The sequence below is a fragment of the Paenibacillus bovis genome, from assembly GCF_001421015.2.
Classification (GTDB): domain Bacteria; phylum Bacillota; class Bacilli; order Paenibacillales; family Paenibacillaceae; genus Saccharibacillus; species Saccharibacillus bovis.
Genome location: NZ_CP013023.1, coordinates 3,532,130 through 3,546,616, shown reverse-complemented (window position 1 = coordinate 3,546,616; position 14,487 = coordinate 3,532,130). Strand labels below are relative to the sequence as shown.

Genomic DNA, 14,487 nt, shown 5'->3' with positions numbered 1-14,487 from the left:
AAGCAAAGCCCTTGTACATTATTTTGATCCCTATTGGAGATTGAGAGCGTGTACAGGGGCTTTTTTGTATGATTTGGATATCGGAGAGCAGTATGAAGAACTTATAAAAAATATAATATAACCGATAAAATAAATTATTTGCAAAAATTTAAGTTTTAAGCAAATTAATTGTTGACAATATATAACAGTGGCGGTACGATAATAGTAAATCACTGTGCTGCTTATGATGAACCAAACACAAAGAAATTAGGTGAGAAGAATGGAATCAACAAGTGTAACAGCTCTGGAACAGCATATCTGCTTCTCCCTTTATGCAGGTTCACGAGCCATTACGAGAATGTACTGGCCGATGCTCGAAGAAATGGGAATAACCTACCCCCAATATATTACGCTGGTTGTATTATGGGAAAAGCGGGAGTGTACGATTAAGGAACTCGGCAAAGAGATCTATCTCGATTCCGGTACCATGACCTCCATGCTCAAACGGATGGAAGAAAATGGACTGATTACCCGTCAACGTTCTACCGAAGACGAACGGGTTGTAAATATTAAGATTACCGAAAAAGGAATGGCTCTGCAGGAGCAATCCCGCTGTCTGCCCCAGTCACTATTGGATGCAACAGGATTATCGAGTGAAGAACTGCAGACGCTCAATCAACAGCTGCGTCAGCTGATCAGCAAGCTTCAAGCCTGATCGGTACGGATCGTTTACCATTGTTACTGAAATGAAAAAACTCTCTGGCTTAGATAGCAGAGAGTTTTTTGGTATATCGCTCCGGCGCTGCTGTACAGGTGGGCCTGGATGGAGCCGGTTCAGATCGATATGATATACTAAACCGGCGGACGAAATTCTTTTTTATTTATCCATATAAAAGGAAATTGTAGCCTATCTAATAGTCTGTAAAAGCAAGCATTACCAGGGAGCAAAATCATCGAAATACATACAAAGGGGCTGAAAGAAGTGAATCATACGAATAAGCGTGTGCTTGAAAGTGAACGTCTGTATCTGCGCGCATTTACAGCAGACGATCTGGATATGTATTATCCCAAATTGCTGAATGAAGAGATGCGCCGCTTGACCGGAACCCACGGATTGTTTACACGTGAAGGCGTAGCCCGGTTTATCGAAGAAAGCGCCGCTGATTCCAGCCGGATCGATCTGCTGATTATACTCAAGCCCGAAGAACAGCCGATTGGTGAAATCTCGCTGATGGATATTGATCGTATCAATCGCAATGCACATATCCGGATAGCGATCTTCGAATCAGCCAATTGCGGTCAGGGATACGGTACGGAAGCGATGGAAATCGTGCTGGATTACGCTTTTGGCAATATTAACCTGCATCGGGTGGAGTTGTCGGTATTTTCATTTAACGAACGGGCAATTCGATCTTATGAAAAGCTCGGATTTCGCAGGGAAGGCGTGCAGCGGGAAGTGCTGTATTATGATTACGAGTATCATGATGCGATCAGCATGAGTATTCTATCACACGAATTCCAGCAGATGCGGCAGCTGCGCAAAGATCTGCAGAGAAACCAGAATAGTGAACAAACTAGACAGATCATCGATAAACGGTTATAAACAGTGAGCTTAGAAGAAACAAATGTAAAACGGCTCTAACGAATATCTTCATTAAAAAAGATGAATCGTTTCTTTTGATCAGAGAAGCGATTCATCCTTTTTTAAAAGTGGTCATTATTTTTACACATTACACATTACACATTACACATTACACATTACGTAATAATTCTTATAACAACAGATTCATAATCTTAAACATATACTACATATTATCCACCATACAAATGCCATATTTACCCTCTGTCTATCCTTATCTACAATAAGCAGTATTCCATATGCCTGTTATCCTATGCAGGCGCAACAACCAACCCGGAGGAGGTTAATACAATGCGCAAATTATCCGCTGTCCCCGAGCCGCAGATTATCTTTAACCCCAAAATATACTCATGCAAGCGTGCATCAGGAAGCAGTGAATGGACAGGCCGTCTGGATCAAACTTTCTGGCAGAACGCGGAATGGACGGAAGATTTTGTGGATATTGAAGGCGATCGCAGACCGCTCCCTGCCAAAAGAACCCGGGTGAAAATGCTCTGGGATGATCAATACTTTTACATAGGAGCCGAGCTGGAAGAAAACGAGATCTGGGCCAATCAGCAGGAAAGGGATTCGGTGATTTTTCAGGATAATGATTTTGAGATTTTTATCGATCCGGATGGAGACACACATCAATATTATGAATTTGAAATCAACGCGCTGAATACGGTATGGGATCTGCTGCTGGTTAAGCCTTATCGTGATGAAGGCCCGGCTGTTAATGGCTGGGATATCAGTGGTCTGCGTACTGCCGTATATGTGGATGGTGAACTGAATAATCCTGAAGCCACTAACCGAATGTGGTCGGTCGAGATCGCGTTGCCCTGGCGAATTCTACAGGAATGTGCTGTTGAGAAACGTCCACCGCTGCCAGGGGAGTACTGGCGGGTGAATTTTTCTCGGGTGGAATGGCAGATCGATATCGTGAACGGCCAATATGTGAAGCGATGCGATCCTGTAACTGGCAAGCTGCTGCCGGAAGACAATTGGGTGTGGAGTCCGCAGGGAGTAGTGAATATGCATTATCCGGAATTGTGGGGATATGTGATTTTTGCCGGAGAGGATATAACGAGGCCTTCCGGATCAGAACAGGAGCTACGGACAGTAGCGGCACCGCATATACTGCTAATCGAACAGGAAAAGGAACAGATTAAATGGGATCTACGAGTGCTTTATTACAAACAGCGGATGTATGCTCTGGAACATCATCGCTACTGTACGAATCTGGAGGAGCTGCTGCAGATCGGAGATTTGAAGCTTCACTCGGTTCATACACGGCAATGGAATATCGAAGCGACAAGCAGTATGTTCCAGATCGCGACTGTACTACCAGATGGGAAGTCTCGAATCTGTATTCGTGAAGATGGATGGGTGTGGCAGGAGTAGATAGCAGAATGATGCGTGTTTATCATTTGACCGTATATTGTATGCGCTACAAATCCGATAGACCCAGCATATCCAGAGTATAATCACGTTTCTGAATATTAGGCAATCAGCTGCTCATGGAATAACTGACATGACATGATTATATCCATAGTACCTATTGATAAAGGAGGCTTATCTGCATGACGGTGACTGCATCTTATGGACTGGACCTAGACAAGGTAAATCGCAAGTTCGAATGGAAAAGACAGCAGGCTGCTCGGAGAGAACAGGACTTATTCAGTATATTCAAGCTGCCTCTGACCGAGGAAGAGCAGCTGCTGCTGCGATTTTTATATGCATATATGCCGCTGCATGATCTGGCTGATTATGAAGGGGAGTACTTTCTAAGACATGTACGGCATGTGCTGCATGTACGCAGTCAAATGCCCTGGGGTGCTTCGATTCCGGATGAGATTTTTGCACACTTTGTACTGCCTTATCGGGTAAATAACGAGAATATCGATAACAGTCGTCAAGTCATTTATAGTGAACTGGCGGATCGGGTCCGTGATCTGCCGATGGCGCAGGCCGTGCTGGAGACGAATTACTGGTGTCATGAACGAGCGACCTATGTAGGGACGGATATTCGTACGGTCTCACCGCTGACGATTATGCGCACAGCGCAGGGACGCTGCGGTGAGCAATCTACACTGGCCGTAACGGCGCTGCGGAGTATCGGTATTCCGGCACGCCAGTGTTATACACCACGCTGGGCACATTGCGATTCCAATCATGCATGGGTCGAAGCATGGGCAGACGGACAATGGCATTATCTTGGTGCTTGTGAACCGGAGCCTGTATTGGACGAAGGATGGTTCCGGCTGCCGGCACGCCGGGCGATGCTGGTCAATACACGGGTCACTGCAGACTATACCGGACCGGAAGAAGTCTGCTCCAGGCATCCTTGGTATACAGAGATCAATATGCTAGAGCGGTATGCGCCAGTTCATTCGCTTACCGTCTATACGGTAGATGAACAGGGAGAGCCTGTCTCTGCCGAAGTACAGTTTCAGCTATATAATGCCGCCGAATTCTCTCCGCTGGCGACGATGAAAAGTGACAGTAATGGTCTTGCGCAGCTGACGACAGGGTATGGAGATCTGCTTATTCATGCGCGTACAGGACAGCGCTGGGGCGAGACATGGTGTCATAAGGATCAATCCGAAGTTACCGTGAGACTGGGTTCAGCTTCCTTTACAGAAGGCAGTATAGACTGGAAAATGACAGCTCCTGCGGCTCCACCAGTCGATGAGGGTCCGATAGTCTCATTAGAGGATAAACAAAAACACGAACAGCTGGTACAGCAGGGTATTGCGACGCGTACTGCCTACGAAGCTGGATTTGTGAGCCGGGATCAGTCTGATAAGCTGGCGGCCCAATGGCAGCTGCCTGCCGACCGGATCTGGACAATACTGGAGACAGCGAGAGGGAACAGCCGGGAACTGGCTGCTTTTCTAGAAGAAACTGAACCGAAAAAACGACTGCTTGCTCTGCGTCTGCTGGAATCGATGCGTCCCAAAGATTGGCAGGATACATTTCGACCTGTTCTACGAGATCATCTGAATAGCAGTTATAGGTATGCCGCCGCACTGAACGAGGCAGAGACCGACCGTTTTAACCGTTATGTATTGTGTCCACGAATTCATTTTGAAATGCTGTCCGAATACCGGGCTTATTTTCAGTCATTATGGCCTGTAGCCAGGCAGGATGATTATCGCCGGAATCCGGAGCTGCTGGCAGCGGATCTGCAAACAGAATTGCGCATATATAATCAGATAGATCGTTATTCCGGTATGGCGACACCAGCGGGTGCTCATCGATTGGGAGTGATGGATGCGCTGAATCAGGATATCGTATTTGTCGCAGCTGCCCGCAGTCTCGGTATTCCATCACGACTGGAACCACGGCAGCTGCAGCCTCAATACTGGCAGCAGGGTGAATGGATAGAAGTACAGTTTGTCCTGTACCGTGAAGCAGAGGAGACGGACAGTTACCGTAATGCCGGTATTGCCGAAGACGCCGCTAATGATATCCAGACGATTCAATCGGAACATACTGCCGAATCGGTGTCTGCATCCGCTGGTAAAGGAAAAGTCGTGTTCCATCTCGCCGCAGCATCTATAGATGAAGAAGCAGGCTATTATCGTAATTTTACATTGGCGCGGTTGGAAGATGGAGCCTATCGCACAGTGCACTTTCCCTATGGGGAAAAGGAAATGTGTAACAAGCCATATGATGTATTACCGGGAGCCTATCGATTGACGACAGGAACACGGCTCAGCGATGGTAGTGTAGAAGGGCGATTTACGCATTTCTATGTGTATCCGGAGCAGACAGCGCAAGTGGAGCTACTGTTTCGCAGTGAACAGCATACGGTCCCATTGATCAGCATTCCTTTGCCCGATCAGGTGAAAAAGGAGCTGTCTGGCGACGAAGCCGAATCTGTCGCTCATCCGGCAGGCTGCATTATCGCCTGGCTGGAGCCGGAGCGTGAACCGACCAAGCATCTGCTGAGAGAACTGTCCGAACAGCAGCAGAAATGGATGGCATGGGCGGGACCCATATATGGTTGGACTTCAACCGGGGAAGAACAGGAGCGGATAGCAACCGATCTACTGCCTGAACAGATGCACCTGCTGGTGGATCAGGATTTGAATACCCTGTCCGGGTTGAAAACAGTCATGAAGCAGATCCGTGGTGAACAGCGTCCTATCGTACTGGTCGTGGATCAATACCAGAACATACGATATGTCCAGCAAGGATACAAACTGGGTACCGGCAGTGAACTGCTGCAGGTACTGGAACAGTTGGCTGGGCCGCAGGAATAACAGCAGTTGCACAGAGAAGCAAGGAAGTATAAACGCATCCTGTTTATTAACAAACTCACGGTACCACAGGCATTCAATAAAGCTCATACCTTTTTACTAAGGTATAGAGCTTTATTGCGTTTGTTTTGACATTGGAGAGGAAAAAATAAAGAACAAAAAATAAAGAGTAGAGCATGCGAGTAGAACGTAAGCAGTGGAGAACGAGATAAAGACCGGTTACAAAATATAGTTAAAAATATAATTCATAGTCGAGACCTTATTCGGTGAGCAATGGACAGTTTCGAATCAAATAGATACTTCCGCGCAAAAATGGAAACTATGTCTATAGTTATGGTACGCTAAAAAGAGAAGGCTTATCAACAGAGTTGCTCTTCTACAGGCAGTCCTGAAGCTGCGCCATCAGATAGACTACTATCGAAAAGAGCTAAATATGATCTTATCAGCATGATAACCCATCTACCACGACATAACGCATTCATCCTAACGGAGCTTGTATCATTGAGGGAGAGTACATAGCATTATGAAGCAAAAGAAAAGCAGATCCAGCCCGCCTCACAAGCTTCACCGATTGATGAAAATAGGGCGTACCTATCCGCGTACCAGATGGACGCTGATAATACTCGTCAGCCTGCTTTTGCTATCCTTTATAGTTGGCGAAGCTCTGGTATTGTCGCAGTTTGAGCGGGACGATAGCAAATCGGCTCATTCCCATTATATTATTATCCTCGGTTCCGGTCTCAAAAATGGAAATCAGCTGCCTGTCACTCTGCAAAAACGGGTAGAGACCGGCCTGATGTACTGGCAGCAGCACCGTAATAGCAAAATTATCGTCTCCGGTGGTCAGGGAGAGGATGAGACGATACCTGAAGCTGTAGCGATGCGTGATTACCTGTTAAAGCAGGGCGTTCCGTCGACAGCCATACTGATGGAAAGTCGCTCCACCAGCACATATGAGAATCTGCTATTCAGCCAGAAAGTAATGGATACAGATAGATACTATGCACCAGGCACTTATCATGCTATTATCGTGACCAGCAATTATCACATGTATCGTGCCCGTTATATTGCCGGGCAGATCGGCTATACCGAATATGCCGGTATTTCCTGTCCATCGCCGCTGAGAAAGCTTCCGGTCAGTATGCTGCGCGAGTATCTGGCTATGATAAAAACCGTGCTGACGGTATAACGCACAGTTATGAACTATATCTTTTAAAACACGATTAAATACAGATTGCAGACTACATAGAATCTATCATCTGCAAACAAGGAGGTACCTGCTATTATGAATACATTTCAAGCCAAACGTCCTTCGGGTTCAAGGGATTTTATCGGTATACTTTTAAATCTGGTGCTGCTGGTCTGTATATTGGGCAATCTGACATTTCCGGAATATCGTCTGTCTTGGTACTATATGGTGTGGACAATGCTTATCTTGCTGATCGTATACTTGGCGGTTATGGTTCGGCGCCGTCTGCAAAAGCCTTTTTCGGTACAATTGGACAAGGAAGCTATCCGGGTAGGTGATCGGAAGATTGGGAGTAACGGTATTCAGCAGATTTGGTTAAAAGGATATGAGCGTCCGGTAGTTGGCATTCAGTCACATGGACGCCGGATTTTAACGCCCAGTCATTGCTTTGTTTTTGTTGGGGAAGAAGATTTGTCTTTGGAGCAATTGAGTGAGTGGGCGAGCCAGCATGGCATCCAGGTTGTGAACAAACCTTTTATGCGCTGGATATGAAAATCGTCTGTTCATACGCAGGCTTGACGATACCATTTATCACAAAATAAGCAAACAGCTGTTATACAAAAAAAGGCATCAGCATAAAGGGAAGTTCCCTGATATGCCGATGCCTTTTATATTATAATAGATACTCGGTATTTCTTATTAACGAAGCGCACAGGAGTTGGAAGCTGTGCCGGCTGGAACTTCCATGCCGCGAAGATCTCTGATTTTGACATTACTGCTGTACAGCATGGAATCGCTGCGTAATTTGAAGGAAGTGAAGTTCGGTTCTGCATCCAGGTACATGGAGGCTTCAAAATAAATTTCATGCTGACGATCAATCAGAATCGGCAGAGAATTGGTCTCGATCACGGTATCATTGGCATCCTGCTGGTCTACAATGAGCAGCACCGGAATACCATCACATCCACATCCTTCACCAGTATCATACAGCAATTTGTACATCCCAGTTTGTTCGCCAAGACTTGCTTTTAGTTTCTGGTCTGCCAGTTCGGTTAATTGGATTCTCATAGTAATCACCGTTCCCTTTACATTTAATTTATTAAAATTAAATTGTTTACAATATTATTATAACATAAATATAAGTTGTATACAATATATTATCAAGCTTTTATTATCATCTATTTTCCTGTTTTTATATTACCCTTGCATATAAATATTTACACAGGATGATATACCCTGTTCCGTCTGTTTTGCAGTATAATGGAGCAGCTGACGCTTCTGATAAAGAGAATCAGGTTATTAATACTATTAGGATTACATAGCCATAATAAAAAAGGTGTCAGATCATTATTGTAATGGAACGGATGGACAGGAGAGGATATTGCCTATGAAGCTGACAATGGATTACATACGGGGCTACCTGCAGGGAGTCGCCCAACTGAATATGATGGATAATTGTGCGCTCGACTATGATCTGGACGAGATTCCAGCAACAGGTACGCTGGTAGAGAGCGTCTGCGCTTATATGCAGCTAACACCAGATCGGGTGAGTCTGGATCGGCTGCAGAATTGGCCAGATCACTTGCTGCAAATGCTGCCTGGCTGGCTTTATTATCGCTGGCGCAGTGCAGATGTAGACCAGCAGGGAGCCATGCCTTTTGATCAGGAGCACGGGAGCCGCCATTTTTTACATATTCTCAAAGAAGGGTTGTCCAATCAGGGCAATGTGGTAACCGTATTCAAAGTAACCAGTACCCCGGATTCCTTTTATGAACTGGAATGGGACGATTATCTGTTCTTCACAAATGGCAAGCTATATTTGCTGCATTTTGGCATGAGCGATTAATAAATAATTGATCAAAGGGAGTCCGGTAGCGGATTTCCTTTTTTTGCATAGGTCAAGCACCTGCCGTATACGTTCCGGCAGGTGCTTGATAGGCATGATCGGATCATAATCTGTATTTCAGGGCTTGACCAAAGAATGGATAGAGAGATTGTCCAGACTCAGATTGCCTTGATCCTGCTCGGGAGTCTGGGCGGTAAAGGTAGCAATAGTAGAGACTTTGTTCATAAATGGAGCTTTCTTGGCTACCAGCTGGTTGTTTATATAAATATCGGTTGTCTGGCTCGCAATATCGGCGGTAACGAATATATGGTACCACTGTCCCGGCTGAGGTATCTGATCGCCAAGCGGACGCACTTCTTTGGAAGAAGCATAGTAGGAAAAGCCCTCTGGACCGGCATTGATAGCGACAGCAGCATAACCGCCGGGTGTGTTCAGCAACTGCAGCATGCGGTCATAGGAAGCCGTTTCACTTAGCTGAATATAGGTATCAAGTATAACCGTACCGGTCTGTTCCTTAAAGCGCTTGGTGATCCTGGTCGTTTCTTTACCGGCATCGCTCAGGATCAGTCCCTGCCTTCCAGGCGCAGTTGTATTACCAGATGAATTGAGGAGATTACCTATCAGCACATGATACTCGTCTGTACCGGGATGTGCAGGTTCCAAAGTATAACCGCTTGGAGGAGAACCGGCCTTGTCCTGTTCAAAATCATCGAGTGCCCAGTAAGCGGTTATCGGTTCGTCGGAAGCTATCGCAGCAGAGACCGGTACAGAAGGCAGACTGCTGCTGGATGTATTCACAGCGGTCACCCGGTAATAATAGAGCTGTCCTACAGCAGCAGTCTGGTCTGTGTATTCTGTCTGTTTTACTTTGTCAGCCATAACTGTATAGCGGCCATTCTCGATCAAAGCGCGCTCGACAGTATACATATCTGCTTCAGCTGATGGTGCCCAGCGAATCTGAATTCCTTTATTGACGGCTGTACCGTACACATTATCCGGTACGGACGGCATATGCTCCAGCCTGCGAATCGAAATATCGGAAAACTGCGCGGTATTGTAATTGTGAATATCGTTATCGATAGCTGCTGCATCCGCAGCAAAGCCTGCATAGACAGTGTCCGGCATACCAGGCAGTTGCACCGACCCCGCCTGAATCCACTCTTTTCCGTATTGCGAGAGAAAAGCATAGACCGTATCACCGGTACGCACCAGTTTCATATAACCGGGTGCGAGGAAGTCCTCGGTCTGTTTGTCGATTGCTTTGTCTCCCGGGTGCAGACGATGGATAAATCGTCCGGCCTGACCATATTTGACAGTGGATTGGGTTAGTGCAGCCATTTGGGCATCAGGCTCCAGACTACTGCGGATCATCATGCCGGCTTGGGCATTGTTATCGATCCGTGACTGATTATCGATCCGCGAGATCATTTCAAAATCACCGTTCAGCTGTTGATAAGTAAGGGAGAAGTCATCTCGCCGCTGACTGGTACTCAGCGAATCGCCTTCGCCATAACGACCGCTGCCGCGTATGGTCATATGATCTGCCGCAGCAGTCGCAGTACCGTGAACACCAACTTTGCCAATATCGACGGTTGTCCATGGTTCTTCTGTATCCGGCCCCACTGCATGCAGGATAATCGTTGAACTGCTGGTGGCTGTGCCGGTGTCATCTGTTGCACGGGCAGTAATATAATGCGTACCTTCCGGTACGTTATGCCAGCGATATTCATAAGGTGCAGTCGTATCCCGGCCAAGCTGCTTATCGCCGGAATAGAAATCGACGCTGACAATACGGCTATCGGGATTATAGGCGTCTGCTGTTACTGTGAACGGTTGATCAGCCTGAATCAGCTGATTTGGCTCAGGGGTAAGTATATTGACTGCCGGGTTCACAGATGTGCCAGAGGCAGCCAGCTCGTTCAGGTAATTCTCCAGATGCGTATATCCATCTGCACCAATAAGCAAGCTGTCCGAGGCATCAACCGGATTCAGCCCGTGCTGGATCTCCCAGGTGTCCGGCATGCCGTCATGATCCCGATCCTCGGGAGCGGGTATGCTCAGCAGCTCAGGATAGCCGCCTGCCTCGACAGGCGAATTCAGCATTCTGCCGCTGCGCTGGGATACCTCGTTCATGAGACGGGCATCGATAGAATCACGCTTGGGCCGCGTAGCTCCGGCTTCTGCCAGCACCGATGTATAGGCCTGTTCTGCGCTCTCATCCGCAATTGGATAAGGCATAGCGACCGGTTCGCTCAATCGCGCGGCAGCAGGAGCATCCGGCATGGCAAGCCAGTTATCCGCGGTCATGTCCGGATAGCCGTCGACATGGTTGCCGTCAATATACCACTGACTGGTAGCGGACGGTGTATCACGGATCATGCCGCGTACACTGCGGGCGGTGTCCGGGCCGTATTTGTAATAATTGCCGACCATATTGGCTGCAATATTCTCGCCGCCATAGGTCGCCATGAACTGCCAGTTATAAATAATGTTATTGCGAAAATCGACCGTATCCCCTGCATCGCTGGCAAAGCGTGGATTGCGGCTGGCATTATGAGCAATCAGGTTATGATGAAAGGTTACATTGCGTCCACCCCATATTCCGCCGTAACCATGCCTTCCCTTGGAATGATGGGACATGAGCATACTCTCGGAGGCGATCGACCATTGCACGGTCAGATTCTCGTTCTGGTAAGGGGATAGTACTTCATCCACCGAATTGCTAAAGGAACAGTGATCGATCATGATATTTTTGTGCTTGCGCAGACCAAAAGCATCACTCTCGGTCGGGTGGGCATCACCCAGACGAAAGCGCATATAGCGGATAATTACATTATCGCTGTCGATTGTCGTATCATAATCCAGCACGGCAATTCCGTCTCCAGGGGCCGTCTGTCCGGCAATGGTCAGATTGGAACCCTTGATTTTGAGAGGGGATAGAAGATGGATATTGCCGGACACCCGGAAAATAATTGTACGATTGCCTGCGGATACAGCATCGCGCAGAGAACCGGGACCGGAATCATCAAGATTGGTAACTTCATATACGGTGCCGCCGCGTCCGCCTGTCGTATACATGCCACCACCTTCTGCGCCGGGAAAAGCAGGGATACGGTTTAGGGCTACAGATACAGAATCAGCTGGCGGACTGGTATCCGCGGCTTCGGCAGCGACGGGTATTATTAGCGGAATAGCTACAGCTGCTGCCAGCAGGGAACGTGTCCAGCATGAAATTATAGAATTCATTGGATTCTCCTCTCGCTTGATCAGTATGAACTGTATGGGATGATTCTCTGATCATTTTGCCGGGTTCCATCCATCGTTACCAGCGAGCACGGACGAGATGGTAATTGCTGATGCTTCACTGGAAGAAAGGAGCTTGGACCAGCCTACTCTTGTACCGCCGGCACCTGCTCCCTTGCTGTTATATTCCGAATAGCGTGCGGTCTGCTCATTGGCTGCATTCCCCCAGTTGTTCCAGCCTTCGGGCCGGATATGACTGTCCATCGTAGTGTTAATATAAGTGACCGAACTGTATGGACGCCATGGACGTCCCAAATACACCGAACTGTTAGCAACCGCTTCGCTTCGTGTCAGCCTGCAGTTCAGAAGGACATAGCCATAAGGCTGCTCGGCAGGTGTAGAAGCAGCAGTTATGTAGCCGTTGCCCAGACTTTTCAGCTCGCAATTGTTGAATACGGCGGTGGCACTGCCAAATACAAAATCCACCGTGCCTTCAATATAGCAGTTCTCATAGTACTGCCGTCCGCTGCCGGGAGTATAGAGCGTATCCTGATGACCCAGCATGCGTACATTTTTGAATACCGCCCGATCACCGCGTACATACAGGGCAACCGCTTGTCCGGCATCTTTGCCGGCTGTATTGGCAAAAGTGATATTTTGCGCGGTAAAATGGTCGGACATCACAAAAGTACTGGAGCTGTTGGTCGTCCCGCCAGCAGATGCGGCTGTATCGTTGTACGTCAGAATTGTACCGAAAGCACTTTCACCGGTTAGTGTAATATAGGGCTTATCTTTGGGAAAAGTAATCTTTTCCTTGTACGTTCCATTTTTGACGTAAATAGTCACAGGTGTATTGTTACCGCTTACAATAGAATCGATAGCAGCTTGTACACTGCTGTATTGACCGGACCCATCTTTGGCGACGGTAATCGTTTTGGTCTGGCTGGCTTCTGCGATCAGGCTGGATGAAAAAGGCTGATCCTGGGCTTGTGCAGGCTGTACCGGCAGTAGTGACAAGCCGACTGCACATGTACATATCATAATCATAGAGGTATTCAGATAGGATCGCTGACCAGCAGGGCGAGCGGAAGGCTGCCATAATTTCAATTTCATATACAATACAACTCCTTTGGAATAAAAGTATGCAAAACCGATTGTACCTGCCGGATTCCGGAGTGCCGGCAGATTACCAACAACAAAGATAACCATTAATTTACAAGTGATCACAGAGCCATTATAGTACAAGTAAAACAAACAAATTTTGTATTTCTTGTCTAGAATACGCTTACATTTTGCTTTTATTGTCTTCTGATAATGCTGAAAATATACAAACAGACCGTAAAATCCTAAGGAGGCAATGAAGATGGAGACTCTGGCAGCAGTCGGTTACAGTATCGATCCACAGGAGAGTATGCGTATTCATTATTTGCGGCAGACTGGCTACACTGCGATGCCTCGTTATCATTCCCATGCCAGCTACGAGATTTTTTATGTACAGGATGGGGGAAGGACTTACTTTATTAATGAAACAGCTGTTCATGCAGGTAAGGGCGATCTGGTTTTCATTTGTCCGACAGATCTGCACCGGACAGTCAGTACAGATGCGCTGTTATGTGAGCGGATTCTGGTTAATTTTACCGAAGAGTTTATTCGTCAGGGAGGAGGACTGTTGTTCCCGCTGCAGGAGTTGGGACGAGATCATCTCTATCGTCTGCCGCCCGAGGAACAGACCGCTATCGAACAATGTCTGCAGGAACTGCTAACCGAAATGGAGCGCCGGGAAGCCGGGTATATTGAATATAGCCGCTGTCTGCTGACAGGACTGCTGATTCGCTTATACCGGTTAAGACGGCGGGAACAGGGACAGCCAGCTGCTCCTCTGTCGACTACCCATCCGATGGAGACCAAAATTACCGAGATAGCCCGGTATATCAACGAACATTTTGATGAGCCGCTCACGCTGCAGGAGATCTCGGAACGATTTTATATTAGTCCTTCGTACCTGTGCCGGATTTTCCCGCAGATTACCGGTTTTCATTTCCGGGAATATTTGCAGACGATCCGGCTGCGTGCAGCCCGTGAGCTGCTGCGCAGTAGTACGCTCAGTATCGCCCTGATCGCTGAGCGAACGGGTTATGCACATACCGCCAATTTTAGCGTTATTTTCAAAAAAAAGACCGGATACACGCCCAGCCAGTACCGGATCATGAATCGGCAGAAGCATAATATACAGTAGCTGTCGGCAGTATTACTATGAGAATGACATGCTTGAATCGTCCGGCCGGAAAAAGAATATTTTGCAATTCTCAATAATTGTCATTGAGGCATTGGGCGGAGTGGGTTA

At 47.3% G+C, this 14,487-nt stretch carries 11 protein-coding genes; 8 read left to right on the top strand and 3 right to left on the bottom strand.

Annotated features, from left to right (window positions below; translation table 11 throughout):
• Positions 1–259 precede the first annotated feature (259 nt).
• The 6 genes from AR543_RS15040 (at position 260) to AR543_RS15015 (ending at position 7,606) form a co-directional block, all read left to right on the top strand.
• A complete protein-coding gene (locus AR543_RS15040) occupies positions 260–694 on the top strand; it encodes a MarR family winged helix-turn-helix transcriptional regulator (protein WP_060535285.1) in 435 nt (144 codons plus the stop codon).
• A gap of 267 nt (positions 695–961) precedes the next feature.
• Positions 962–1,582, top strand: a complete 621-nt coding sequence (locus AR543_RS15035) for a GNAT family N-acetyltransferase (RefSeq protein WP_060535284.1) — start codon at positions 962–964, stop codon at positions 1,580–1,582.
• A gap of 327 nt (positions 1,583–1,909) precedes the next feature.
• Positions 1,910–3,001: a carbohydrate-binding family 9-like protein gene (locus AR543_RS15030; RefSeq protein ID WP_060535283.1), complete on the top strand. Its 1,092-nt coding sequence runs from the start codon at positions 1,910–1,912 to the stop codon at positions 2,999–3,001.
• A gap of 179 nt (positions 3,002–3,180) precedes the next feature.
• Complete coding sequence (locus AR543_RS15025; RefSeq protein ID WP_060535282.1) at positions 3,181–5,868, top strand: transglutaminase-like domain-containing protein; 2,688 nt, start codon at positions 3,181–3,183, stop codon at positions 5,866–5,868.
• A gap of 520 nt (positions 5,869–6,388) precedes the next feature.
• On the top strand, positions 6,389–7,054 hold the full coding sequence (locus tag AR543_RS15020; RefSeq protein ID WP_060535281.1) for a YdcF family protein: 666 nt from the start codon (positions 6,389–6,391) through the stop codon (positions 7,052–7,054).
• 96 nt (positions 7,055–7,150) lie between these two features.
• Positions 7,151–7,606 carry a hypothetical protein gene (locus tag AR543_RS15015; protein ID WP_060535280.1) on the top strand — a complete coding sequence of 152 codons (456 nt, stop codon included), beginning with the start codon at positions 7,151–7,153 and terminating at the stop codon, positions 7,604–7,606.
• A gap of 147 nt (positions 7,607–7,753) precedes the next feature.
• Here the strand turns inward: AR543_RS15015 and AR543_RS15010 are convergent, their stop codons facing one another.
• Positions 7,754–8,122: an iron-sulfur cluster biosynthesis family protein gene (locus AR543_RS15010; protein ID WP_060535279.1), complete on the bottom strand. Its 369-nt coding sequence runs from the start codon at positions 8,120–8,122 to the stop codon at positions 7,754–7,756.
• 319 nt (positions 8,123–8,441) lie between these two features.
• Between AR543_RS15010 and AR543_RS15005 the strand changes: the two genes are divergently transcribed.
• A complete protein-coding gene (locus AR543_RS15005) occupies positions 8,442–8,900 on the top strand; it encodes a hypothetical protein (protein ID WP_060535278.1) in 459 nt (152 codons plus the stop codon).
• Between the two features lie 117 nt (positions 8,901–9,017).
• On the opposite strand, the gene AR543_RS15000 is transcribed toward AR543_RS15005, so the two are convergent.
• Positions 9,018–12,146 (bottom strand): Ig-like domain-containing protein, encoded by a 3,129-nt coding sequence (locus tag AR543_RS15000; protein ID WP_060535277.1) that lies wholly within the window; start codon positions 12,144–12,146, stop codon positions 9,018–9,020.
• 51 nt (positions 12,147–12,197) lie between these two features.
• Positions 12,198–13,256: a pectinesterase family protein gene (locus tag AR543_RS14995; protein WP_082472245.1), complete on the bottom strand. Its 1,059-nt coding sequence runs from the start codon at positions 13,254–13,256 to the stop codon at positions 12,198–12,200.
• Between the two features lie 250 nt (positions 13,257–13,506).
• Here AR543_RS14995 and AR543_RS14990 point away from each other — a divergent pair, with 250 nt between their 5' ends.
• Positions 13,507–14,379 (top strand): helix-turn-helix transcriptional regulator, encoded by an 873-nt coding sequence (locus AR543_RS14990; protein ID WP_060535276.1) that lies wholly within the window; start codon positions 13,507–13,509, stop codon positions 14,377–14,379.
• The last annotated feature ends 108 nt before the right edge of the window (positions 14,380–14,487 follow it).

Bases quoted from the DNA above. Each gene is read 5' to 3' on its own strand.
- AR543_RS15020 (WP_060535281.1), top strand. From the start codon at position 6,389: ATGAAGCAAAAGAAAAGCAGATCCAGCCCGCCTCACAAGCTTCACCGA.
- AR543_RS14995 (WP_082472245.1), bottom strand. From the start codon at position 13,256: ATGAAATTGAAATTATGGCAGCCTTCCGCTCGCCCTGCTGGTCAGCGA.
- AR543_RS15015 (WP_060535280.1), top strand. From the start codon at position 7,151: ATGAATACATTTCAAGCCAAACGTCCTTCGGGTTCAAGGGATTTTATC.
- AR543_RS15030 (WP_060535283.1), top strand. From the start codon at position 1,910: ATGCGCAAATTATCCGCTGTCCCCGAGCCGCAGATTATCTTTAACCCC.
- AR543_RS15040 (WP_060535285.1), top strand. From the start codon at position 260: ATGGAATCAACAAGTGTAACAGCTCTGGAACAGCATATCTGCTTCTCC.
- AR543_RS15005 (WP_060535278.1), top strand. From the start codon at position 8,442: ATGAAGCTGACAATGGATTACATACGGGGCTACCTGCAGGGAGTCGCC.
- AR543_RS15025 (WP_060535282.1), top strand. From the start codon at position 3,181: ATGACGGTGACTGCATCTTATGGACTGGACCTAGACAAGGTAAATCGC.
- AR543_RS15010 (WP_060535279.1), bottom strand. From the start codon at position 8,122: ATGAGAATCCAATTAACCGAACTGGCAGACCAGAAACTAAAAGCAAGT.
- AR543_RS15000 (WP_060535277.1), bottom strand. From the start codon at position 12,146: ATGAATTCTATAATTTCATGCTGGACACGTTCCCTGCTGGCAGCAGCT.
- AR543_RS14990 (WP_060535276.1), top strand. From the start codon at position 13,507: ATGGAGACTCTGGCAGCAGTCGGTTACAGTATCGATCCACAGGAGAGT.